This window comes from Vibrio owensii (assembly GCF_002021755.1).
Taxonomy (GTDB): domain Bacteria; phylum Pseudomonadota; class Gammaproteobacteria; order Enterobacterales; family Vibrionaceae; genus Vibrio; species Vibrio owensii.
Genome location: NZ_CP019959.1, coordinates 2,468,393 through 2,492,926 on the forward strand (window position 1 = coordinate 2,468,393; position 24,534 = coordinate 2,492,926).

Below are 24,534 nucleotides of genomic sequence, written 5' to 3' on the forward strand. Positions count from 1 at the left end.
TATTCAGTAAAGGAAGAAGTGAATGTTCAAAAAGTCGATCTCAAACCCATGGAAGCGTTGTGTTGCGCTCTGGGTCTGTTCCTTTTTGATTGCAACGCCTTCCTTTGCTAAGCAAGTCAGTGATGATCAATCTCGTCCTAAAATCGCCGTCGTACTGGCTGGTGGTGGGGCAAAAGGAGCCGCTCACATCGGGGTTTTGAAGGCTCTGGAAGAGATGAATATTCCCGTTGATATCATCACCGGGACTAGTATGGGTGCCTATGTCGGTGGCCTATATGCCACGGGGATGAGCGCCGATGAAATCGAAAGCTTTATCTACAGTGTCGATTGGAACAGCGGTTATCGAGACCGTGTCGACCGCAGCCAACGTCGCGTCCGCGACAAAGAATACGAAGACCGTTATCAAATCACCACTGACTTAGGGTTGAGGTTTGGTGAAGTGCGTTCGCCAACAGGCGTGGTGCAAGGTCAAAACATGTTGCGCATTCTGCGTGAAACCACAGGCAATCTTGGCCGATTTAACTCCTTTGATGATCTTGCCATTCCATACCGTTCAGTCGCGACTGATATCGTCGAGCTAGAAGAGGTCGTCTTAGATAACGGTTATCTAGTTGATGCCATGATGGCGAGTATGTCAGTGCCTGGCGCACTTCCTCCATACGAACTGAATGGTCATATGCTGGTGGATGGCGGCGTAGTCAATAACATGCCTGTTGATGTTGCTCGCGCAATGGGCGCCGACGTGGTGATTGCCGTTGATATTAGTACTGATTACAAAAGTGAAGAGGACTTTACTGGCTTATTTGCCGTCGCAGACCAACTCTCCAACTATCTAGTTCGCCGCAGTACTCAAGAACAAGCCGAAACGCTAAGCGGTGATGATGTCTACATTCGTCCTGATGTTGGGCAAATGGAAACGGTAGAATTCGAAAAAATGCCAGACGCTTTTAAAGCGGGTTATGAGATCACACGAGGACTAAAGTCAAAGCTTGAAGGGCTGAGTGTGTCGAATGCGGAGTACCAGAAATACATCGAGCATAAACAAGACATGCGCAAGAACCTTGTGTATGGCGATGAGCGTGTTGTCGACCAAATCGTTCTTGTGAACAATACCCACTACAGTGATGTGCTGTTGACTAACCGACTTGAGTTAGACACAGGACGCCCTCTAGAAACGGCTGAGATCGAAAAAGCGGTAGAAAATCTCTATGCACTGGATCGTTTTGAGCTGATCACTTATCACTTTGAAGAAATCGATGGGGTGAACTTACTCGTCTTTGAAGTGAACGAAAAATCTTGGGGTCCAAACTACCTAAACTTCCGCTTCTTCTTAGAAGATGATTTCAATACCGATAGTCAATATGGCATCGGCATGTCGGCCAATTTCACCAACTTGAACTCTCACGGCGCCGAGCTGACCTTTAATGTGGATATGGGCACGGATAAATTGATTGAGGCGGAGCTTTACTCTCCGGTGCTTTCCAGTCAGCAGTTGTTTGTTTCTAGTAAAGTGAATTACAACACAGAGAACAGAAACCTCTCTGATAACTTTGAAAATCCCGATATTGGGTCTGTTTACGATTACCTGCCAGTGTCTTACACCGAGTTTATTACAGAGCTTGCTGCCGGTGTGCAACCTACGCTTTGGCAAGAGTTCCGAGTTGGCGGGCGCTATACCAAAGGGGCGATTGAAGCATCCACTTTTCAGTCTTTCGGTGAACTTGATTATGAACGTTTGGGTGTATTTGCCAATTACCGCCTAGATACCTTGGACGATTTCGCTTTCCCAACGCACGGTATGTTGATCGATTTGGATTACCTAGTTTCTCACGATAAGACTCCAGAGGATTTTCGTCAGTTAAACCCAGACGGCAATATTGAAGATACCGTTTACGAGATTACCGCGCGCTTCAAGGGAGCAGTGACTCATAGTCGTCATACTTTAGTCGGACAAGCGGAATACAGCTTTGTTGAGAGCAAAAACTCGTCTGTGCCTTTAGACCCGCGTGAGCTTGGTGGTTTCTTGAATCTCTCAGGTATTCCACGTAACAGCCTGATCGGGCAGAACTTATTCTATACCAGCCTAGTGTATCGTTATAAATGGATGGATAACGACTTCGGGCTGTTTGAAGCACCTGTGTATTTAGGTGCATCCCTTGAACACGGTGGCGTTTGGTCAGATAACGATCTGAAGCTCAATGAAGCGCCGCTGTACAATGCCGCATCGATTTTCTTTGGGGTAGATTCTCCAATAGGACCGATCATGTTGGCATACGGTCGTACCGAGCAAGATTTAGATGCCGTGTACTTGATCGTTGGAACATCATTTAAATAACCGGGAATAGGACAGCAAGATCTCCGCATATTTAGCCAAAATTTACCGGACTTTAGTCGTAAGTTGCTATGTTGGTCAAAATGATGAGATTTTAATTTAACGTTAAATTTGCTATTCTTTCGCCCACAGTTTGGCCTCTACGGCGCTGTTTCTCAATCAGAATTGAATGAAAACAAGGGCAATGGAGAGCCAAGTTTCCAAGGATGTTCACTCCTTTACTTTGAAAAATAGTAAGAAAAAAGGAGGAACCGCAATGAGAGGAAAAAGTCGTGCTTGAAGCCTACCGTAAACACGTCGAAGAGCGTGCTGCCGAAGGAGTTGTTCCTAAACCGCTAGACGCTGAACAAGTTGCTGGACTTGTTGAACTTCTGAAAAATCCCCCGCAAGGTGAAGAAGCCTTTATTCTTGACCTACTAGAGAACCGTATCCCACCAGGTGTAGATGAAGCTGCTTATGTAAAAGCAGGTTTCTTGACGGCTGTTGCTAAAAGTGAAGTGGCATCACCGCTTGTAAGCCGTGAAAAAGCCGCAGAGCTACTAGGTACGATGCAAGGTGGTTACAACATCGCGCCTCTAGTCGAGTTCCTAGATGATGATGCGCTTGCCCCAATTGCTGTAAAAGCGTTATCTCACACTCTATTGATGTTCGATGCTTTCTACGATGTAGAAGAGAAAGCCAAAGCAGGCAATGCATTCGCGAAACAAGTTCTACAATCTTGGGCGGATGCTGAATGGTTCACATCAAAAGAGAAAGTAGCGGAAAAGATTACCGTTAAAGTCTTCAAAGTGACCGGTGAAACCAACACCGATGACTTATCTCCAGCACCAGATGCATGGTCCCGTCCTGATATTCCAGTACACGCGAAAGCGATGCTGAAGATGGAACGTGATGGCATCGTTCCAGACCAACCAGGCAGCGTTGGTCCTATTAATCAAATCGAAGAACTGCAAAAAGATGGTATTCCACTAGCGTATGTTGGTGATGTTGTTGGTACGGGTTCTTCACGTAAATCTGCAACGAACTCTGTTCTTTGGTTCATGGGGGAAGACATCCCATTCGTACCAAACAAGCGCACTGGTGGTATCTGTCTAGGTGGTAAGATTGCTCCTATCTTCTACAACACAATGGAAGATTCTGGCGCACTACCTATCGAGTTAGACGTACAAAATATGAACATGGGCGATGTAATTGACATCTTCCCATACGAAGGCGTTGTACGTAAAAACGGCGAAGACATTTCTAGTTTTACGCTAAGCAAAGTACTACTTGATGAAGTTCGCGCGGGTGGCCGTATTCCACTGATTATCGGTCGTGGTTTAACAAGCCGTGCTCGTACTTCTCTTGGTTTAGAAGAAACCGATCTATTTGCTAAGCCAGTTGACCCTTCTGCATCTGACAAAGGCTACACGCTAGCTCAAAAAATGGTGGGTAAAGCATGTGGTGTTGAAGGCGTACGTGCAGGTCAGTACTGTGAGCCTAAGATGACAACTGTAGGTTCTCAGGACACCACTGGCCCTATGACGCGTGATGAGCTAAAAGACCTTGCGTGTCTTGGCTTCTCAGCAGATCTAGTGATGCAGTCATTCTGTCACACGTCTGCGTATCCAAAACCAGTCGACGTAAACACACACCACACGCTACCTGACTTCATCATGAACCGTGGCGGTGTATCACTTCGTCCGGGCGATGGTGTGATTCACTCGTGGCTAAACCGTATGCTTCTGCCTGATACGGTAGGTACAGGTGGTGACTCGCATACTCGTTTCCCTCTCGGTATTTCGTTCCCAGCAGGTTCAGGTCTTGTTGCGTTCGCAGCAGCGACCGGTGTTATGCCACTGGATATGCCAGAGTCAATCTTGGTGCGCTTTAAAGGCGAAATGCAGCCAGGTATCACGCTACGTGACCTTGTGCATGCCATTCCTTTATACGGCATCAAGCAAGGCCTTCTAACAGTAGAGAAAGCAGGTAAGATCAACGAATTCTCTGGTCGCGTACTTGAAATTGAAGGCGTTGAGCACCTAACTGTAGAGCAAGCATTTGAGCTATCTGATGCTTCTGCAGAACGTTCTGCGGCAGGTTGTACCGTTAAGCTATCTCAAGAGTCTATTGAGGAATACCTAAACTCAAACATCACTATGCTGAAATGGATGATCTCGGAAGGTTACGGCGACCGTCGTACTATCGAGCGTCGTATTACTGCGATGGAAGAGTGGTTGGCAAATCCTGAGCTTATGGAAGCAGATTCAGATGCGGAATACGCTCACGTGATTGAGATTGACCTAGCTGAAATCAACGAACCAATTCTTTGTGCGCCAAACGATCCAGATGACGCTCGTCTTCTGTCTGACGTTCAAGGAACACAGATTGATGAAGTGTTCATCGGTTCTTGTATGACGAACATTGGTCACTTCCGTGCTGCAGGTAAGCTACTTGAGAAGTTCAATGGTCAATTAGACACTCGTCTATGGGTAGCGCCGCCAACGAAGATGGACCGTGACCAACTTACAGAAGAAGGTTACTACGGTATTTACGGCCGCGCTGGCGTTCGTATTGAAACTCCAGGTTGTTCGCTATGTATGGGTAACCAAGCACGTGTTGCAGATAAAGCAACAGTAATGTCGACTTCAACGCGTAACTTCCCGAACCGTCTAGGTACAGGTGCAAATGTGTACCTATCTTCAGCGGAACTTGCGGCAGTGGGTGCGATTCTAGGTAAGATTCCAACTAAGGAAGAATACTTGGCGTACATGGAGCAAATTGATGCGACAGCTGCGGATACTTACCGTTACTTGAACTTCCACAAGATGGAACAGTACACCAAGAAAGCAGATAATGTGATCTTCCAAGAGCCTGCGTAATCTTGGCTCGCTCTGCGAATACTTAGTTAAGCGCCCACCTTTTGGTGGGCGCTTTTTTCTTTGCAGAACGCTGCGGCTGCGAGATATTAGAACTACGTCATTTCCTAGACTGGGAGATGAAGGAGTAGAAATCTCTTTTAGACAATGTCTTGAGAGATCCCCAACTCGCTCATGCCTCGCTCTTGAGGATGACGATTAAATAGCTAAGAGTAAAAACGATGTTATTCCCGAAAGCGACGAAGGAGTGCCGTCGGGAATCTCTTTTAAACAAGCCATTGAGAGAGCTCTCGTCTCTTACTTCTCCCATTCAACATCTCCCTGTATACTCCGCACCAAATTGATACGAAAAGGCGATCGCGATGGAATTTGAATTCATCCGCAACACATTGATGGGCGAATACTATGTCAAATGCAGCATGGGGCATGAGATTGTGGGTCGTTGGTTGCAAGAAGAAATAGGCAAAGACCCAGCAAAAATCGCTCAGGTAGAAGCTTTAATTGATCAGGCATTTTCTTCGCCATCTCAAGAGCATAGGTTAACAGGTGCAGAGATCAGTTTGATGATCCACGGTGATGAGGTGTTAGTGCAAGAAAACGCACTTGGTCATGAGTATGAAGTGGAAATGGAAAGCGAGTTTGATTTCTACGATGCAGAGAGTACAGCCAGCTGTGGTATAGAAGACTTTTGTGCCTTGATAGAGCAATGGAAAGACTTTTTGAACATTTAATGCACAGTTTTGGGTAGTCAGACTTGAATTGCCTTATATTTGTGAAAAGGGCGCACCGATATGGTGCGCCCTTTTTGTTTATAGGTTTGTTAATTTTACTAATTCTATATAAATCAATGAGATAAAAAGTTGGCACGCCGCTTGGATTAATAAAACTGTTTCAGGATGAAAGCTGCGGAGAAGATTCAATGAAAATCATTAATGCCATTATAAAACCTTTTAAGTTAGACGATGTTCGCGAAGCATTGGCTGATGTTGGTATTGAAGGGATGACAGTATCAGAGGTTAAGGGTTTTGGTCGTCAGAAAGGCCACACGGAGCTATACCGTGGCGCTGAGTATCAAGTCGACTTTCTACCAAAAGTAAAACTAGAAATCGCAACCCACGCAGACAATGTGGAACGTGTGGTAGAAGCCATCACAAAAGCGGCGCAGACCGGAAAGATTGGTGACGGCAAAATTTTTGTTTACGACCTGAACCAAGCGGTGCGTATCCGTACTGGTGAAATGGACGCAGAAGCACTTTAAGAATTCAAGGGATTGGAGAATTATCATGGAATTAACAACAACAGTAACTGAATTACGTTACGCACTCGACACCTTTTTCTTCCTCATTTCTGGTGCGTTGGTAATGTGGATGGCAGCAGGCTTTGCCATGCTAGAAGCGGGCTTAGTTCGCTCTAAAAACACAACAGAAATTCTAACTAAAAACATCTGTCTCTACGCGATCGCTTGTACCATGTTCCTATTGGTTGGCTACAACATTATGTATGTCGATAACGGTGAAGGCGGTTGGTTACCATCATTTGGTGCACTAATTGGAACACAAGGTGAAGGTGCAGACCACTCTCTAGAGTCGGACTTCTTCTTCCAAGTAGTATTTGTAGCAACAGCAATGTCAGTGGTTTCTGGCGCGGTTGCAGAGCGTATGAAGCTTTGGTCTTTCCTAATCTTCTCAGCGGTACTGACGGCATTTATCTACCCAATGGAAGGTTACTGGACTTGGGGTGGTGGCTTCCTATCAGAAGCAGGTTTTAGTGACTTTGCGGGCTCAGGTATCGTACACATGGCCGGTGCTTCAGCAGCATTAGCAGGCGTACTATTACTGGGTGCACGTAAAGGTAAATACGGTAAAAACGGCGAAATCTACCCAATCCCTGGTTCAAACATGCCTCTCGCAACATTGGGTACGTTCATCCTTTGGTTCGGTTGGTTCGGTTTCAACGGCGGCTCTCAACTTATGGTTTCGGATTTTGAGAACGCGACTGCAGTTGGTCAAATTTTCCTAAACACTAACGCTGCAGCTGCTGCAGGTGCAATTGCCGCACTATTTGTATGTAAGACAACTTGGGGTAAAGCAGACCTGACTATGATTCTTAACGGTGCGTTAGCTGGTCTTGTTGCTATCACGGCTGACCCTCTATCTCCATCACCGCTTTATGCTGTGGCGATTGGTGCGGTATCAGGCGCACTAGTAGTATTCAGCATCATTGGCTTGGATAAGATTAAGATTGATGATCCAGTAGGTGCTATCTCTGTTCACGGTGTGTGTGGTTTCTTCGGCCTAATGGTTGTGCCACTGAGCAACGGTGATGCAACGTTTGGTGCACAGCTTCTAGGTGCGGCAGTTATCTTTGCTTGGGTATTTGGTGCAAGCCTAGTGGTATGGGCAATCCTGAAAGCGACAATCGGTATCCGCGTATCGGAAGACGAAGAGCTAGAAGGTATGGATATGCATGACTGTGGTGTTGGTGCTTACCCAGAATTCGTGACTGTGAAATAACACTCACAATGTAATAAATAGTTACAAACTTAACATTAAAAAACCTGCTCCAATGAGCAGGTTTTTTTATTGATTAATTGTTTTCTTATTGAACATGCATATAATAACGCAACTGATAAACGTTATCATTAGCATGGTAAAGGATTAAACAATGAAAAAACTGCTAACTCTTTCAGCGATTACTTGCGCTACTCTGGCTCCAACGGCAATGGCTGCTGAAGAAGTGAACGTGTACTCTTACCGTCAACCTTTCCTAGTTGAACCTATGTTCAACGAGTTCACTAAAGAAACTGGCATTAAAGTAAACGTTAAGTTTGCGAAAAAAGGTCTAGCAGAGAAGTTGGCTCAAGAAGGCGAATACAGCCCAGCTGACGTAATCCTTACTACAGATATCAGCCGTCTAGCTGAACTGACAAACAAAGGTCTGGTTCAAAAGGTAGACAGCAAAATTATCGAAGAAAACGTACCAGCACAGTACCAAGACAAAGAAAACGAGTGGTTTGCTCTGACTCTACGTACTCGTAACGTTTACTCTTCACGTGACCGTGTTGGCAAACTAGGTAACGACTTCAACTACGCGGACCTAGCAAAGCCTGAGTTCAAAGGCAAAATCTGTACTCGTAGCGGTAAGCACCCTTACAACGTATCTCTAGTGTCTTCTATGATCGCTCACCACGGTGAAGCTGAGACAAAAGAATGGCTAGAAGGCGTAAAAGCGAACCTAGCTCGTAAGCCTCAAGGTAACGACCGCGCTCAAGTTAAAGCAATCAAAGAAGGTCTATGTGACGTTTCTCTAGGTAACAGCTACTACCTAGGTAAGATGGTTAACGACAAAGAGCAAAAAGCTTGGGCAGACGCGGTATACATCAACTTCCCTAACCAAGAGACAACAGGTACGCACGTGAACATCTCTGGTATGGCGATGGCGAAGTTCTCTCCAAACAAAGACAACGCTGTGAAGCTTATGGAATTCCTAACGGGTGACAAAGCGCAGCAAATGTACGCAGAAGTAAACTACGAGTACCCAGTGAAGGAAGGTGTTAAGCGTTCTGAGCTTGTGGAATCTTGGGGTGACTTCAAAGCGGATTCGATTTCTCTAGACGACATCGCTTCTCACCATGAAGCAGCAATCAAGCTACTAGATGAAGTGAAATTTGACCTTTAATTCCATGTGGGGGTATAACTGTACCCCCATTTTATTAAAGGATATGAGATGTATTTGCAGCCGCATTTGTATTTCATAAAGCCTTGCAGTATTTAGGCAATGAAGAATAAACATTCTCTATGGAAAACCAGTAGTGGGGCTATCACCCTGTTACTGGTTTTGCCGATCTTAGCGATCTTCTACACCGCCATTGGCGAAACGGATGACTTGTTTACACATTTGATGTCGACAGTCATGCCTACCTACATATACAACACCGTTGCATTGACTGCGGGTGTGATGCTTCTCTCCTTGATTCTGGGTATTCCAAGTGCTTGGTTTATGGCGATGTGTAAATTGCCAACTGAGAAGTGGTTGCAGTGGGCCTTAGTTCTACCACTTGCGATGCCGGGTTATATCATTGGTTACATTTTTACGGATTGGTTTGATTTTGCAGGGCCAATTCAAATCTTCTTGCGTGATATAACGGGATGGGGGCCGGGTGAATATTGGTTCCCTGATATTCGTACTTTAGGTGGTGCGACTTTCGTTCTTTCTCTTGTTCTTTATCCATACGTTTACTTGCTTTGTCGTGCTGCATTTATGGAGCAGAACGTATCTCTACTGCAGAGTGCTCGCTTACTAAAATGTTCTCCTTGGGAAAGCTTTTGGCGTATCTCTTTACCGCTTGTAAGACCCTCTATCGCTGTTGGTTTGTCTCTGGTCGCGATGGAAACCATCGGTGATTTCGGAACCGTCAGCTATTTTGCAGTGAACACCCTTACGACTGCGGTTTACGATACTTGGCTTGGGTATTCGAACCTCAATGCAGCGGCGAAAATCTCAGCCATGATGTTGATGATCGTGGTTTTGTTACTGAGTGCAGAGCGCTACAGTCGCCGCAAACAAAAGCTGTTCCAAAGCCAGTTTAATAGTCATGAAGATTTCCGTTATGAGCTACGAGGCTGGCGAAAGTGGGGCGCATTAATTTGGAGTTGGGGATTGGTGGCAATCGCGTTTATCTTCCCATTGCTACAGTTAATTGATTACGCCATCACTTACTTTGCACAAAGTTGGACACCTGAGTTCCGTGAATACGCATGGAACAGTTTGGTAGTGTCAGTCGTGGCTGCCATCATCGGTGTTGCGATTGCTTTGACAGTGAACTTCAGTCAACGCGTAAACGGTGGCCGTTCGAGCTTAGCGTTTATGCGCCTGTCTTCTATGGGCTATGCTGTCCCTGGCACAGTACTGGCTATCGGTGTGATGGTTGCGGTGCTGTTTATGGATCACCGGGTTAACGATATTGCTAAAGCGATGGAATGGGGCAGACCTGGGCTTATTTTCTCTGGCTCTATGTTTGCGCTGATTTTCGCGATGGTGGTGCGTTTCTCCGCTGTTGCAATTGGCAGTGTGGAAAGTAACTTAAATAAGATCTCTCCATCGTTAGACATGGCTTCCCGAACCATGGGGTGTACGCCAAATACCATGCTTTGGCGAGTGCATTTTCCTTTAGTTAAGCGTGGCGGTTTGATTGCTGGTCTTTTGGTATTTATTGAGTCGATGAAAGAGCTCAATGCTGCACTACTATTGCGACCATTTAACTTTGAAACCTTAGCGACGTATGTTTACAACTTCGCTTCGGATGAGCATTTAGAGCTTGCCGCACTTCCGGCAGTATTACTGGTTCTCGTTGGGTTGATCCCGCTTGTTGTTGTTAACCGTTCACTGGAGCAAAGTCACTGATGAGCTGCGCATTATCGATTAAAAACCTAACTTGTCAGTATGACGATCAGACTGTTCTGGAGTCGCTTTCTCTGGAAGTTGAACAAGGACAGATTGTCTGTCTGCTCGGCGCAAGTGGCTGTGGTAAGACAACGCTTTTGAAAGCCATTGCTGGGCTGCTTCCCCTGAGTTCCGGTCAAATGAGCTTGAACTGCCTGACTATTGATGACGGTAAAAATTGGCTACCACCAGAGCAGCGTAATATTGGTATGATTTTCCAAGATTACGCTTTGTTCCCACACCTAACAGTCGCTGAGAACATTGCTTTTGGCTTAAAGAACGAATCGGCGCAGCAAAAGCTGATTAAAGTCGAAGAGATGCTCGGCTTGGTTCACCTTAAAGGTTACGGCGACCGTTATCCTCACCAACTCTCTGGTGGTCAGCAGCAGCGCGTGGCGATTGCCCGTTCACTGGCTTACAAACCAGATCTCCTGTTGTTGGATGAACCATTTTCCAATATCGATACCCAAGTGCGTCATGAACTGATCCGAGAGATCCGTAAAATTTTCAAAGAGCAGGGCGTTACTGCAATTTTTGTAACCCACAGTCGTGAAGAAGCGTTTGCTTTTGCCGATAAGATGGCAGTGATGAACCATGGTGTGATTGAGCAGTACGGCACAGCCTCGGAGCTTTACTACCAACCTTCGAGTAAGTTTGTTGCTGACTTCTTAGGTGGTGGCAGCTACCTTGCAGCGAAGCGAATTTCCGACAATGAATACGAAACCCACCTTGGTGTAGTAGAAGCGAATGCTCAGCAGGAAATTCAACGCGATAGTGAGTGTGCATTGCTGCTTCGCCCTCAGCATGTACAAATTAAGGTTGATGATGAGAGTGCAGTAAAAGTGCTTGAACAACACTTTATGGGGGATCATTGTCGTTACGTGATTGATGTCAATGGTGACCGATTGTTAGCGACGTCAACTCAAGCATTGAATGTGGGTGATAGCGTTGCAGTGGAAGTTGAAACTCAAGGCGTATTAGCTTTCGCCTAGTTAATAAAGGCCAGATAGAAAAAGGCCCGGCGGTGATGCCGGGCAAGTGTTCTTCACCTATAGGTTATGTGCTCGAAGCGGGCACAAGGTTCAGTTATAAAGACAAGAAGTCCTTAAACTGTTGAAGAACACGTTCCGCAGTGTCCTTATCTTGCATCTCTGCAAAAATTCGTAGCAGTGGCTCGGTGCCAGAGAAGCGAGCGATGATCCAACCGCCGTTCTTGAAGTAGACTTTCGCACCATCTTCATAGCTGACTTTTTCGATTTCAAACTCAAATTCAGGCAACTGCTTTTCAACATAAATCTTGTTGAACAGTACGTCTTTTTGTGCCGGTTTGAACTTGCAATCGCCTTCTGCCATGTAGGCATAGCCGTACTTGCCGTAGATTTCATCCAACAACTCAGACAGCTTCTTGCCGGTTACTGAAATCATTTCTACCAATAGGCTTGATGCGAATACGCCGTCTTTGCCTTTGATATGACCACGAATAGTCAGACCGCCAGAACTTTCACCGCCAATCAGTGAATCGTCAGCTTCCATTTGAGAACTGATGTGCTTAAAGCCAACAGGAACCTCAAAGCATTTCTCGCCATGATCTTCTGCGACTTTATCTAACAGGTGAGTGGTTGCGATGTTACGTACTACTGACCCTGTCCAACCTTTGTATTCAAGTAGGTAGTAGTAAAGCAGCAGTAGTACTTCATTTGGATGAATGAAGTTACCTTTCTCGTCGATAATCCCAAGACGGTCTGCGTCTCCATCGGTACCGATACCAATGTCATAGCCTTCTTGTTCTACAAGGTGCATCAAGCGGTAAAGCGTTGCTGCACTTGGTGATGGCATCAAGCCACCGAAGTCTGGGTTCTTGCCATCGTTGATTACGTCGACTTCACAACGACCGTTGATCAATACGGTCTGTAGCGCGTTTTTCGCAACACCAAACATTGGATCGATCAACACACGTAGATTCGCCTTCTTGATCGCTTCGATGTCGATAAAGTCTATGATTGAGTCAACGAATTCGTTCATCGGGTTGATGATTTCAATCAGCTTATCTTCAACTGCTTGTTCAAAGTCGACGCTTTTAACATCTTGCGCAGTTAGTGTAGCGATTTGCGATTCGATCTTTTCAGTGATGATTTCATCTGCGTCACGACCGCCTTCAATGAAGACTTTAATGCCATTGTAATCGGCAGGGTTGTGCGATGCGGTAATACATGCAGAGTACGCGCAGCCCATTTCCTTCGCTTTAAACATTACGATAGGCGTTGGGACAAATTTGTCGATAAAGCTAACCACAATGCCGTTTGCTGCTAGAACTTCAGCGAACCAACGACCGGCTTTATCGGAAAGAAAACGACGGTCATAGCCAATCACAAAGCCGCGATCAGCAACCGATTCGTTATTCGTGATGTTTGCAACTGCTTGAGCGACCAAACGTACATTATCTTTAGTGAACTCCTCACCGATAAATGCACGCCAACCGCCAGTACCAAATTTGATCATGATTCGATCCTCGATAAGAGCGGCATCCCACCGCCTCTTAAATCTTTGCTAGCGAACCGATGCACTCATCAAACTCAGTGCATCGGATAAATCAAAAGGGGAGAAGCTCTCCCCTAAAATATGATTAACCTAGAGTAACGATAACTTCGTTTACTGAACCTTCCGCTTGAACTGGTACAGAGGCACCATTTACTGCTTCACCGTTCACAGTAATTGACTTAACGCCTTTGCTTACTGAGTCTGGGTTAACGACTTTGATGTTGTACGTTGCACCTAGCCATTGTCGAGTCACTTCGAAACCTGGCCAGTTCGTTGGGATACATGGATCGATAGTCAGACCATCAAAGCCTGTACGCACACCAAGGATAAAGTTGGTAACTGCGAAGTAAGCCCAGCCAGATGTACCTGTTAACCATGGGTGGTTTGCACGACCGTGGTCTTGGTGGTCACGACCCATAATGAACTGAACGTATGAGTATGGTTCTGCAATACGTTTTTCGATTATATCGTTCTGGTTGTATGGGTTTAGTGCATCGTAGAACTTCATTGCACGGTCACCACGACCCAGTTTCGCTTCAGCTACCCAAGCCCATGGGTTTGGATGCGAGAAGATTGCACCGTTCTCTTTTACGCCTTGGTAAACGCGAGTTACAAAGCCGATATCATCATTCGGTGTTGCAAAAGATGGTGAGTTTAGATGCAGGCCGTATTCAGAGAACAGGTTCTCATCGACTGCGTCCATAGCTTTTTCGCCGCGCTCTTGAGATACCGCACCAGAAAGTACCGCAAGCGTGTTTGACTCTAGGTGTACTCGGCCTTCCGCTTGTTGCGCAGTACCGATCTTGTCGCCATTTTTCGTCAGACCACGGATGTACCAACCGCCTTCGTCGTCCCAAAGGTGTGTTTCACACGCTTCACGAACGTTTGCTGCCATCAATGTGTATTTTTCAACGTCGGCTTCTTTACCTAGGTATTTCGCTAGGTCGATGAACTCTTGCAGTGCCCAGAAATGTAGGAACGACACCATTGAAGATTCACCACCACCTAGGTTCAGACAGTCGTTCCAGTCTGCACGTAGACCTTTGCAGATACCGGTTTGACCGACGTACTCCGCAGAGAAGTCTAGTGCTGCTTTCATGTGGTCATAAACGGTTGCATCGCCACCGTCAGCGTAAGGGATCACTTCGTCAAAGAAGCTGTGCTCACCCGTTTCCATCACGTACTTACAGATGGTTGGGACTAACCATAGATGATCATCAGAACATGTGTCTTCGATGCCGTGAATCTTATCTTCGTCAGAAGGTGTTGGAACTACTGTTGGAGATTTAGATGGTTTAACATCTGCTTTCTCTGGATCGAACCAATCTGGATCGAATAGGTGTAGACCATAACCCGCCTTCACTTGACCGCGCAGTAGGTCAACGATACGTTTACGCGTCATTGCAGGGTTAGCGTGAGGAACTGAGATTGCATCTTGCGCTGTATCACGGTAACCAAGACCAGTACGACCACCTACTTCGATGAATGAAGCAAAACGAGACCACACCACACAAGTTTCCGCTTGGTATAGTGTCCAAGCGTTGATCATGGTGTCTAGACCTTCGTTTGGCGATTTCACTTGGAACTTGCCACAGCGCTCATCCCAGTGTGCTTTGATGCCAGCAAATGCGTTGTCGACTTCTGCAAGGTCTTGGTATTTAGCACGTAGACGCTCACCGTTGCCTTTACCGATACCTAGAATGTAAGCAAAGCGAACTTCTTCACCCGGTTGGATAGTAAATTGCTTATGTAGAGAGCCACAGTGGTTGTAACAAGTTTGCGCTGTATTGAAACACTTACCTTGCTCTACCGCTAACGGGTTTGCTTCGTCACGGTATAGGCCAAGGAAGCTGTCACGTTGACCGTCGTATGAATCTGGGTCAAATGTTGAAGCTAGGTAGTAGAAACCTTCGAAATCGTTGGTGTTGTAGTACAGGTCGTACTCAATCACGCCTTGGTTGTAAGCCGTACCCGCTGAGTACAGAGACATCTGATGGTTTTGGTTATCAGATTGAATGTGGCTGAATGAGAACTCAACAAATGAGAATGCGCTGATCGTGCGTGGTTTGTCTGAGGTGTTTTTAATCACTACATCCCAGATTTCAGCGTCTTCGCCTTTTGGCACGAACAGAGTTTTCGTTGCGGTAATACCGCTGTATTCACATTTGAACTTAGAGTAAGACAAGCCGTGACGAACTTCGTAGTTTGCTTCGTCTAGGCTTTTCGCAACTGGTTGCCAAGAGATTGACCAGTAATCACCTGTCTCATCATCACGTAGGTAAACGTAGTGTCCTGGGCGATCGAATGTCGCGTTTGGACGGAATTTAGTAACACGGTTGTATTCTGGAGAGTTGTAGAACGAGTAGCCACCCGCGTTGTGCGAGATAACCGTACAAAACTTCTCAGTACCTAGGTAGTTTGTCCATGGTGCTGGTACGTCAGGGCGAGTGATGACGTATTCGCGATTCTCGTTATCGAAATAGCCGTATTTCATTTGTGTATTTCCTTTTTACTAAGCTGCGCCTGCAGCCAAAAATTTAAAAACTGTTTAAGCGTGATGCGTTGGCATCTATCTTGGTATTACTTCCACGGTTTACGGTAATTCACTCCCTGCAAGTCGAGCAGAGGAAGGTGACCTTTCAAACGTGATAAATAGTCGGTCCAATCGCGGTGTTGTTTTTCAGTCCAACATGCTTCTGCCATGGCAGTTAGGCGAGGGAAAATCATGTAGTCCATACGCGATGGGTTGTTGATGATTTCGCACCATAGAGCGGTTTGAATGCCCCAAATGCGTTTTCTGATTGGGTCGTCAGCAGGGACTTCTGCTAACGGCTCGTAGTTGTAAGCTTTTTCTAATGGCAGTGGGTTTGCCCAGTCCACGCCCGGTTCTTCAGGCGCGTAGTCTTGGGTCATATCTAAGTAAGTGGTTTGTGCAGGTTGCAGCACCACATCAAAGCCTTGGCGAGCACAGTTCAATGCCGCTTCTTCACTTAGCCATGAGTAGATCACCGTATCTTTACTGACCTTGTTGCCGTGCTGAGCTTCTTCCCAACCCAACATGCGTTTACCCAGTTTGCGAAGTTTGTCTTCTGCATGGCGAAGGAAATGGCCTTGTAGTTCCTTGTAATCGGTGTAACCCAACTTCTCCATAAACGCTTGGCAAGCAGGACTTTTCGACCACACGCCGTTAGGCACTTCGTCTGCACCAATGTGGACATAAGGGGCAGGGAAGAGAGCCGCGATCTCCTCAAGCACTTTGTCGATAAACTCGTAACTACCCGGTAGAGCAGGGTTGATGACGTTGTCGTTGTAGTGCTGAATGCTGCGATATTCCGTCGTATCCTCTGCTTCAACCAATAGGTGTGGCAGAGCCTTAATCGCGGCACGACAATGACCAGGTACATCAATTTCAGGAATGATGGTGATGCCACGTTGTGCTGCAAATTCGATAACGTCTTTGATTTCTTCTTGCGTGTAGAAACCGCCGTAGCGTTGAGATAAATGGGTGTATTGCGGCTCGATGGTTTCATCAATACCGCGCCATGCTCCAATATCCGTAAGCTCAGGCAGAGATTTGATCTCGACACGCCAGCCTTCATCATCAGTGAGGTGCCAATGGAACGTGTTGAACTTGTAGTGTGCCAATAAGTTGATCAGGCGTTTTACTTGCTCTACCGAGTGGAAATGACGAGCGCAGTCCAGCATCATGCCGCGGTATCGAAAACGAGGGCTGTCTTTGATAGAGCAACACACCACTTCCATGGTGTTGGTATTCTCGTCTCGTTTTAGTAGTTGCAATAAGGTCGCACAAGCATGGGTAAAGCCAGACGAAGACCCTGCCTCAATCTTGATCGACTCTTCTGACACTTTTAACTTGTAAGCGCCTTCATCTAGCGTTGGGTTGCTTTTAAACAGGATTTTTCCGCTGTTGGATGAAGAAAGCTCAAACTGATGAATGCGCTGGAGTTCTTCCAGTAACCACGTTTTTGCTGAGTTGGCTAAGTCAGTATAAATTGCCACGCCAGCTTGCTCGTCAAACGTGAACGAGTGGTCGCTGACCTCAATATGATTAGGCTTTGGCAGCAACGGTTGTGCATGGGTTAAGCTTGCAGGAATCTCACTACGTTCACGGTAAGGTGACGCTAAAACGATAGGTGTTACATCCACTTGTGCGCGCTGTGGGTTTCCATCAACGACAAAGTCGATCATCGCTTCATTAAAGCCATCCGAGTAATAACGGAATGGGTTTGAACCAATACTGAATTCACAGTAATAGTGATGGTTGGCAGCCAGTAGCATACCTTCCGGTTTTAGTGTGCAAAAGCTACCAATTTGAGTCAGTTGACCATTTGAAACGCTGTCTGGAAGAATGTAACGATCGAAAGCGAAAGTTAAGCTCCAGCTGTTTAGGTCTTGGTCGCTCAAGTTATGAAAGGTGAGTCCAAAGCGGCAGTTTTGTTTTTGCTCAGAAAGGACCACTAAATCAACACGATATTCCATGTTCACTCCTACTCAACACTCACGGCGTAAAGGTTATGCTCTGGTTTGCCAGCAAACATGATAGCTCCTTCAATCGCATCAAACTGAGGTTCAACCACCCACTGTTGAACTGGTGGAGACAACCAGTTCAGAATTCGCTCTGCGATACTACCCATTAGGCAGATACGAGTAGCCCCACGCTTATTCAGCGCGACTAAGAACATTTCTATATCAGCTGCGGTTTGCTTAAGCATTTCAATCGCCAGTGCATCGCCTTGTTCCGCATGTTGGAAAATAGCAGGAGAAAATTGACCGTAATCGCGAGGCAAAGCCTGTTTAGACCACGCCACTACGTTGTCGATGTCATTTTCAAAATGATTCATGACGTGCGCGGCTAGAGGTGTTTTTTCACGGATGCCATCTTCTGCTAGCAAGACTTGTTGGATCAGACGCAACCCCATGACTGCACCGCCACCTTGATCGGAGATTGGGAACTCACGACCGCCAACGACATGTTGCTCGAGACCTTTGAGGAAAATGCCGCATGAACCGGTTCCTGCAATCATGATTGCGCCATCTTCACCGTTATGCGCACCAATACATGCTCCGTAAGCATCGGTATTGAGTGCCATACTGGCAAATGGGTGTTCTAAAGCCATGAATGCTTGCCATGAGGTTTTATGTTCAGCGCCCGCAAGTGCCAATCCAACGTGCATAGAAGCAAAGTCTTGTGGAGTTAGACCGCCTTGTTGCGCTGCTGAAGCAATGGATTCAAGAATCGACGCCATCGCGACTTCTGCACCTAACATAATGTTAGCGCTGCCACTTTTAGCCTCTCCAACGAAGTTGCCTTGCGCGTCTTTGATACGGGCGCGACAGGAAGTGCCACCGCCATCAATACCTACAAAATACATCCCCATGTTTATTGCTCCTTGAAGGCTTGAGAGTTCGCTAAAGTCGAGATGTGCTGAGCCTGACTCATTACTGCGAGTAGGTACCACGCACCATGCGGGATCCATTGTTCTCCCCAGCGCCAGTTTTGAAGCATGTCGTCTTTCTGTGCTGGTGGATTAAATGCAATGTCTTCCTCATCTTCGAAACCGCCGGTGATGCCGTTGCACACGCCACCTTTTGCATTGAAGAAACCATATTGAGGAAGGTAGTCCGGATTATTACGACCATGACCGTCCAACATGCACATGTCGTACGGGTTCAGACCTACAATCCAGTTGATAGAATCTTGTGCGAGTTTAGAAAGCTGTTGTTTTAGAATTTCTGACTCAATAAAGGGTTGAGCCAGATACGCCATGGTTGCCAGTGAACCTAAGCGAGCATTCTCACCTTGCCACCAGTAACCCGATTCATTGTTGTGTGCCACAAAGAACGCATCGCGTTTCGCTTCGTTCACACCTTTTACGTATTGGCGCGGGTAACCAAATGGGTTCTTCACTCTATTGGTGATAGAGACTTCAAACTCACAAGCTTGAGTGATGATTTGTTTTGCTACTGAAGCGCGCTCAGAGTCGTCTTCAATCGCCAAGTATTCGCACAGCGCGATAACAGGAAGTCCTGCTTCTGCCGCATGGAAGTAAGGGCGGCTACCATCTTGGTTGGCTGCCCAGAAATGTTGAATATGCTCATCATTCATTTGACGAGCAGAAAGGCGGTTTGCCCACACGCGGCTTTCTTCTAGGTAGCGTGCTTCTTTGGTGGTCTTAAATAGTTCAACCGCTGCAAGTAATGCACAGTATTCATCGATGATGTTCTCTTCACCATCGTTTAGGTATTGGGTGTTGTGCTCTTTTAAGTGCCAGTAGCCGTTTTCTGCTGCATTACGGTATTTTTGTTGGTCGAATTCTCCATGAACCTCTAGACGTGCTGCTGAAGCTAATGCCGCAATGCTAACGCCAGCTCCTTGTCGGTAACCGGCTTGGTAGTCATCAAACTTATGACCAAGTTGGGTTTCGTAGGCACAGATTTCACGTTGAGCTGTGTCTTTACTCCACTTGTCGAACACGGTCATGTAGAAGAAACCTTTTTCGTTTTGCATACGAACAAGGAAGTCTGCACCGAACAGGGCTTCTTCAATAAGGCGAGTAGCAGTGAATTTAGCCAGTTTGTCGTTGCCGTCTAGCAGGGACAAACCTTTCAACATGTTCCATACCACCATAGGGGTCTGCTGTGGGTTTAGGTAGTTTGCGTACGACAAATGGCTCAGATATTTGCTGACATCACCTGAAGCGTCATACCAACCGCCATGAACATCTGCGGTTTCATCGGAATTTAACAGTGGAGCCTGACGATCTTGTTGATCGAAAATGCCGCCGCAGCGCTGAGATTTAAAATAATGGATCACATCTGAAAGCGTGCGATCGAAAAGAATATGTTCGCCGATCTCAAAGTGAGATGAACGTAAATGGTCGAAACGAAGGTAATAGTTACCTGGAGTATTAAATGAAGAAAAGTCGATAAGGTAGAAATGACCTTGATGCCAGTTCGCTACTTTGCCTTGCTTTTCTACCGTCAAGGTTGCAACGGTTTGATGGCTATCGGCACAAACCAACAAAGCCGTATAAGAAGACAGGCGTGGTCGGCTCGTCTGGATGATCGCTTTCTTAGGGCCCAGACGCTCGTAACCAATGTGGTTAGTCAGTAGCAGCATTCAATCTCTCCGGGAAACAATAAAATATAAAGGGAAAAAGGGGTCAGATTGATACCTAACCCTCGTTATGATTAATCTTCGAATAAGTAACAACGAACAAAGTGGTTATCAGACAGTTGCGTCACACCAGGCAGTCGCTCGCGACATTTTTCTGTGGCATGAACACAGCGTCCTGCAAATGGACAACCGACTGATTCTGGCGTCCAAAGTGGGATCTCACCTTTGTTGCCTTTCAACTTCTCGTGAATTGACTTTGATGGATCTGGCACGGCTGAAACCAGTAGTTGCGTGTATGGGTGTTGAGGATTGTGAATGATTTCCTCTGTGTCACCCCACTCAACCATGTGACCCACGTACATAACCGCAAGATCTTCAGCAATGTAACGCGCTGTCGCGATGTCGTGAGTGATGTAAAGAAGAGACATTTGCTTCTCAAACTTCATCTCTTCCATGAGGTTAAGAACACCAGCACGGATCGATACGTCAAGCATTGATGTTGGTTCGTCAGCCAGTACCACTTCTGCACCAACTGCAATGTTACGAGCCAAGTTCACGCGCTGACGTTGACCACCAGAAAGTTGGTGTGGGAACTTTTGCGCCGTTTCTTTTGGTGGAATCAGGCCAACCTGTTCTAGTAGGTCATACACGCGCTCTTCCAACTCTTTCTTGTTGCCCGGAGAAACCTTTTTGTGGATAAGCAGTGGGCGAGCAATATGGTGGAAGATGTTGTGTGTTGGGTTTAGCGAGCCAAACGGGTCTTGCCATACCATTTGCACGCCTTCACGGTAAGTCATCAAATCGTTACGAGAAGTGATGTCTTGAATATCACGACCTTTGTACTCGATGATGCCATCGGTTGGTGCGTACATTTTCGCAATCATTTTTGCGGTAGTAGATTTACCTGAGCCAGACTCACCTACTACGGATAAACCGCGGCTTTTGTACATTTTGAAAGATACGTCGTTGATTGCACGCATCTTAGATTGTTTGATTGAGTTACTGTTTAAAGGGAAGTCCTTAACGACATTTTTACCTTCAACCAGCAATTCGCCGAATTGTTTGCTCATAATTCTCTCCAGTGTAATTTTCTTCTTAGCTAGCGTTATTTTTTTGTTGTTAAACCTTAGCTTGAGCAATCGTGTCGCCATACAAGTGGCAGTTTGAGAGACGACCAGGTTCAATTTGACGCAGCTGAGTTGGTACTCGCGTACAAGCTTCATGGACACGGTCACAACGAGCTTGGAATCGACAACCTTGAGGAACTTCTAATAGGTTCAAAGGGTTGCCTGGAATACCAGTCAATTTGGTCTTAGGACCAGTTAGTGGAGGGAAAGAGCTACCCAAACCTTTTGTGTAAGGGTGGTAAGGACTTTCCAGAATTTGTTTAGAAGGGGCGACTTCAATCAGTTCACCCGAGTACATGATGCCGATGCGGTCAGAGAACTCGACCATCAATGACAAGTCATGGGTGATGAACAGAATCGAGAAGCCAAACTCTTCTTTAAGTGCATAGATTTTTTGCAGAATCTCACGTTGAACTACCACGTCTAGTGCCGTTGTAGGTTCATCCATGATGATCATTTTTGGGTTCAAAGCCAAAGCGATAGCAATAACCAGACGCTGACGCATACCGCCAGAGAATTGGTGTGGGTAATCGCTTAAGCGGCTAGGGTGGATATCAACGATTTCCAATAGACCTTCTGCACGAACTTTGGCTTGAGCGCGAGTCATGTTGGTGTGACGCATGATTACGTCACAGAACTGCTCTTCCATCGTTAGTACTGGGTTCAAAGCGTTCATCGCACTTTGGAATACCATCGACATTTCGCTCCAGCGGAACGACTGCATACGCTCATCGCTGTATTGGAGGATATCTTCGCCATTGAAGATAACCTCACCACCTGTGATAAACGCTGGCGGCTTATGAAGGCGCATTAGCGAGAATGCAACGGTTGATTTACCACAGCCAGATTCACCTGCTAGGCCAAATACTTCGCCCGGTGCAATGTCGAAGCTGACGTTGTTACAGGCGCGGACATCGCCCGCATCTGTAATGTAGTCTACGCATAGGTTACGGATAGAAATTAGTGGTGCAGTCATGATTATTTATCTCCGCTCCATAGTGCATTTTGTGGTGCCAATTCTGGCTCACGTTCTTTCTTGTCTTGTGCTGCCATTTTCTTCCAGCGCTTCATGCCTTTGTGAGAACGAAGCTGCGGGTTAGCAATTTCATCGACTGCGAAGTTCAGTAGAGCAAGGCCTGTAACCAATAGAGTTAGTGCAATACAAGGTGCTAGAACTTCCCACCATGCGCCGATCAGCATCGCTGATGAAGTCTGTACGTTGTACAGCATGATGCCCCAACTGATGGTGTTTGCATCGCCTAAGCCTAGGAACGAAATTACCGCTTCCGTGTTGATTGCTAGCATTACTGAACCGATGAAGCTTGCACCAACGATTGGGATTAGGTTTGGCAAAATCTCAACGAAGATGATGCGAATTGGTGACTCACCCAGTACTTCTGCAGCTTTAACGAATTCTTTTTCTCGTAGTGCCATGGTTTGAGCTCGCACAACACGTGCACCCCAAGCCCAGGAAGTACCGGCGATAATCAAGGCAATGGTGAGAGGCCCTGCCTCCCCGATAAACGCAGCGAGTACGAACAGGAGTGGTAACTGTGGAATAACCAGCATGATGTTCATTGCAGCACTCAGTACGTCATCGACACGGCCGCCGAAGTAACCTGCTGAGATACCAATAACCGTTGCTAAGAAACACACGATAACACCCGCACCAAAACCCACACCCAGCGATACTCGAGCGCCGTAAGCAACTTGAGACCAGATGTCACGACCCATACGAGACGTGCCTAGTACGTGGTCCGCTTTTTTCGACATAAGCAGCGTACGACGGTCATCTGCTAGGTTTTTGGCAACCCAGCCATCAGGGTTGTTTTGTGCTTGTTTTACAACAAAACCAGGGTATTCATGTGGGTTACCAGTGCGCTTATCTGGCGCATGTTGAGTAATCAAAGGTGCAGCTACTGCTACAAAGATGAATACCGAGATAATTGCCAAACCAACACGTGCGAACGCGTTACCTAAAATCAGTTTAAATAGTTCTTTCATGATTATTTGCCTCCCTTACGTAGGCGAGGGTCTAGAATCATGTACAGCATGTCAGCCATTAGGTTGAAGCACAGCATGAACATCGTCATGATGATTAGCTGACCTTGAAGTACTTGGTAGTCACGTGCGTGAATTGCGTTTAGAAGAACCGTACCTAGACCTGGGTAGTTGAAGATCATCTCGATGATTAGCTGACCACCGATTGCCATACCTAGAGACATTGAAAGTGCGGTTACACTTGGTAGTAGTGCGTTACGAGCTGCGTAGTTGAATACCACACGGTTTTCGCTCAGACCCTTACCTTTTGCCATTGTGATGTAATCTTCAGCAAGAAGGTTGATCATGTTGTTACGCATGTTTACTAGGAAGCCACCAATCTGAACAATCGTCGCACAGAACAATGGAAGAATAGCGTGGTAACCCACGTCTTTTAGGAACTCCCAGCTTGTCCAATCTGGCACAGTACCCGGGGTGTAGGCGTAGCCTGATGGGAACCACTTAAGACCGATGGCAAAGATGAACAGCGCTAGCATCGCGATAACCATTTGTGGAATCGCTTGAATGATCAGTGTGCCCGGTGTTACGAATGCATCGTATCGGCTACCACGTTTCCAAGCTGCGAAGATACCTAGTACAGAAGCAATCGAGAACGATAGTACAACTGCAGTACCTGCTAGGAACAATGACCAACCGAATGCGCCACCTAGTAGAGAGTTAACTGAAAGCGGGTAGAACTGGATAGAAGTACCTAGCTCCCAGCTTAGAATGTTTTTGATGTACGACAGGTACTGAATGTAGATTGGACCATCTACGAAACCCAGCAGTTCTTTCATTGCTGCGATTCGCTCTGGCGTTACCTGTACTGATGCGTTAGCAAACATCATGGTAACTGGGTCACCAGGCATTGCTCGCGGAATAATGAAGTTTAACGTCGCTGCAACCAAGAGCGCGACAAGATAGAACGACAAACGTCTTAAAAAATAACCCATAACTCACACCTTACTCACCCAGATTTTTTCCCTGTTTCTGGTTTCAGGTCGCTCCTAGCGAAATTTAGAGCGAAAAATCCCCTGACGACGAGCGCCATATGTTGGT

Annotated in this window: 17 protein-coding genes; 8 read left to right on the forward strand and 9 right to left on the reverse strand. The window is 46.4% G+C overall.

All coding sequences use genetic code 11. The features are described 5' to 3' along the window. Positions 1–22: 22 nt before the first annotated feature. From A9237_RS11430 to A9237_RS11465, 8 genes are all read left to right on the forward strand, one after another. The gene (locus A9237_RS11430) at positions 23–2,335 is read left to right on the forward strand and encodes a patatin-like phospholipase family protein (protein WP_078608203.1); all 2,313 of its coding nucleotides are present in this window, start codon (positions 23–25) and stop codon (positions 2,333–2,335) included. A gap of 269 nt (positions 2,336–2,604) precedes the next feature. Then, on the forward strand, positions 2,605–5,193 hold the full coding sequence (gene acnB, locus A9237_RS11435; protein WP_078608204.1) for a bifunctional aconitate hydratase 2/2-methylisocitrate dehydratase: 2,589 nt from the start codon (positions 2,605–2,607) through the stop codon (positions 5,191–5,193). 359 nt (positions 5,194–5,552) lie between these two features. Further along, positions 5,553–5,921 (forward strand): YacL family protein, encoded by a 369-nt coding sequence (locus A9237_RS11440; RefSeq protein WP_005439396.1) that lies wholly within the window; start codon positions 5,553–5,555, stop codon positions 5,919–5,921. Positions 5,922–6,109: 188 nt separating this feature from the next. Beyond that, positions 6,110–6,448, forward strand: coding sequence for a P-II family nitrogen regulator (locus A9237_RS11445; RefSeq protein WP_005439398.1), 339 nt, complete (start codon positions 6,110–6,112; stop codon positions 6,446–6,448). 25 nt (positions 6,449–6,473) lie between these two features. Continuing rightward, a complete protein-coding gene (locus tag A9237_RS11450; protein WP_005439399.1) occupies positions 6,474–7,703 on the forward strand; it encodes an ammonium transporter in 1,230 nt (409 codons plus the stop codon). A gap of 151 nt (positions 7,704–7,854) precedes the next feature. Next, a complete protein-coding gene (locus A9237_RS11455; RefSeq protein WP_005439400.1) occupies positions 7,855–8,868 on the forward strand; it encodes a Fe(3+) ABC transporter substrate-binding protein in 1,014 nt (337 codons plus the stop codon). A gap of 99 nt (positions 8,869–8,967) precedes the next feature. Continuing rightward, positions 8,968–10,593: an ABC transporter permease gene (locus A9237_RS11460; RefSeq protein WP_078608205.1), complete on the forward strand. Its 1,626-nt coding sequence runs from the start codon at positions 8,968–8,970 to the stop codon at positions 10,591–10,593. After that, a complete protein-coding gene (locus A9237_RS11465; protein ID WP_009707545.1) occupies positions 10,593–11,624 on the forward strand; it encodes an ABC transporter ATP-binding protein in 1,032 nt (343 codons plus the stop codon). The genes A9237_RS11460 and A9237_RS11465 overlap by 1 nt, the downstream gene beginning before the upstream one ends. A 94-nt stretch (positions 11,625–11,718) precedes the next feature. Here A9237_RS11465 and A9237_RS11470 read toward each other — a convergent pair whose 3' ends face one another. The 9 genes from A9237_RS11470 to A9237_RS11510 all read right to left on the reverse strand — a co-directional run bounded on the left by A9237_RS11470 (position 11,719) and on the right by A9237_RS11510 (position 24,428). After that, complete coding sequence (locus tag A9237_RS11470) at positions 11,719–13,131, reverse strand: phosphoglucomutase/phosphomannomutase family protein (RefSeq protein WP_041058668.1); 1,413 nt, start codon at positions 13,129–13,131, stop codon at positions 11,719–11,721. 124 nt (positions 13,132–13,255) lie between these two features. Next, on the reverse strand, positions 13,256–15,664 hold the full coding sequence (locus tag A9237_RS11475; RefSeq protein WP_078608206.1) for a glycoside hydrolase family 94 protein: 2,409 nt from the start codon (positions 15,662–15,664) through the stop codon (positions 13,256–13,258). A gap of 86 nt (positions 15,665–15,750) precedes the next feature. Continuing rightward, positions 15,751–17,670, reverse strand: coding sequence for a beta-N-acetylhexosaminidase (locus A9237_RS11480; RefSeq protein ID WP_078608207.1), 1,920 nt, complete (start codon positions 17,668–17,670; stop codon positions 15,751–15,753). Positions 17,671–17,678: 8 nt separating this feature from the next. Further along, positions 17,679–18,569 carry a glucosamine kinase nucleotide-binding domain-containing protein gene (locus A9237_RS11485; protein ID WP_078608208.1) on the reverse strand — a complete coding sequence of 297 codons (891 nt, stop codon included), beginning with the start codon at positions 18,567–18,569 and terminating at the stop codon, positions 17,679–17,681. 2 nt (positions 18,570–18,571) lie between these two features. Continuing rightward, complete coding sequence (locus A9237_RS11490; protein ID WP_078608209.1) at positions 18,572–20,311, reverse strand: glycoside hydrolase family 9 protein; 1,740 nt, start codon at positions 20,309–20,311, stop codon at positions 18,572–18,574. Positions 20,312–20,382: 71 nt separating this feature from the next. Next, entirely contained in the window at positions 20,383–21,378 is a 996-nt protein-coding gene (locus tag A9237_RS11495; RefSeq protein ID WP_078608210.1) for an ABC transporter ATP-binding protein, read from the reverse strand. 49 nt (positions 21,379–21,427) lie between these two features. Then, complete coding sequence (locus tag A9237_RS11500) at positions 21,428–22,411, reverse strand: ABC transporter ATP-binding protein (RefSeq protein ID WP_005439411.1); 984 nt, start codon at positions 22,409–22,411, stop codon at positions 21,428–21,430. A gap of 2 nt (positions 22,412–22,413) precedes the next feature. Beyond that, positions 22,414–23,439, reverse strand: coding sequence for an ABC transporter permease (locus A9237_RS11505; RefSeq protein WP_041058686.1), 1,026 nt, complete (start codon positions 23,437–23,439; stop codon positions 22,414–22,416). 2 nt (positions 23,440–23,441) lie between these two features. Next, positions 23,442–24,428: an ABC transporter permease gene (locus A9237_RS11510; RefSeq protein ID WP_005425282.1), complete on the reverse strand. Its 987-nt coding sequence runs from the start codon at positions 24,426–24,428 to the stop codon at positions 23,442–23,444. Between the last annotated feature and the right edge of the window lie 106 nt (positions 24,429–24,534).

What these genes read in the sequence shown, in the direction of transcription:
- A9237_RS11430 (WP_078608203.1), top strand. Translation starts at nt 23, where the DNA reads ATGTTCAAAAAGTCGATCTCAAACCCATGGAAGCGTTGTGTTGCGCTC.
- A9237_RS11440 (WP_005439396.1), top strand. Translation starts at nt 5,553, where the DNA reads ATGGAATTTGAATTCATCCGCAACACATTGATGGGCGAATACTATGTC.
- A9237_RS11445 (WP_005439398.1), top strand. Translation starts at nt 6,110, where the DNA reads ATGAAAATCATTAATGCCATTATAAAACCTTTTAAGTTAGACGATGTT.
- A9237_RS11450 (WP_005439399.1), top strand. Translation starts at nt 6,474, where the DNA reads ATGGAATTAACAACAACAGTAACTGAATTACGTTACGCACTCGACACC.
- A9237_RS11455 (WP_005439400.1), top strand. Translation starts at nt 7,855, where the DNA reads ATGAAAAAACTGCTAACTCTTTCAGCGATTACTTGCGCTACTCTGGCT.
- A9237_RS11460 (WP_078608205.1), top strand. Translation starts at nt 8,968, where the DNA reads ATGAAGAATAAACATTCTCTATGGAAAACCAGTAGTGGGGCTATCACC.
- A9237_RS11465 (WP_009707545.1), top strand. Translation starts at nt 10,593, where the DNA reads ATGAGCTGCGCATTATCGATTAAAAACCTAACTTGTCAGTATGACGAT.
- A9237_RS11470 (WP_041058668.1), bottom strand. Translation starts at nt 13,131, where the DNA reads ATGATCAAATTTGGTACTGGCGGTTGGCGTGCATTTATCGGTGAGGAG.
- A9237_RS11475 (WP_078608206.1), bottom strand. Translation starts at nt 15,664, where the DNA reads ATGAAATACGGCTATTTCGATAACGAGAATCGCGAATACGTCATCACT.
- A9237_RS11480 (WP_078608207.1), bottom strand. Translation starts at nt 17,670, where the DNA reads ATGGAATATCGTGTTGATTTAGTGGTCCTTTCTGAGCAAAAACAAAAC.
- A9237_RS11485 (WP_078608208.1), bottom strand. Translation starts at nt 18,569, where the DNA reads ATGGGGATGTATTTTGTAGGTATTGATGGCGGTGGCACTTCCTGTCGC.
- A9237_RS11490 (WP_078608209.1), bottom strand. Translation starts at nt 20,311, where the DNA reads ATGCTGCTACTGACTAACCACATTGGTTACGAGCGTCTGGGCCCTAAG.
- A9237_RS11495 (WP_078608210.1), bottom strand. Translation starts at nt 21,378, where the DNA reads ATGAGCAAACAATTCGGCGAATTGCTGGTTGAAGGTAAAAATGTCGTT.
- A9237_RS11500 (WP_005439411.1), bottom strand. Translation starts at nt 22,411, where the DNA reads ATGACTGCACCACTAATTTCTATCCGTAACCTATGCGTAGACTACATT.
- A9237_RS11505 (WP_041058686.1), bottom strand. Translation starts at nt 23,439, where the DNA reads ATGAAAGAACTATTTAAACTGATTTTAGGTAACGCGTTCGCACGTGTT.
- A9237_RS11510 (WP_005425282.1), bottom strand. Translation starts at nt 24,428, where the DNA reads ATGGGTTATTTTTTAAGACGTTTGTCGTTCTATCTTGTCGCGCTCTTG.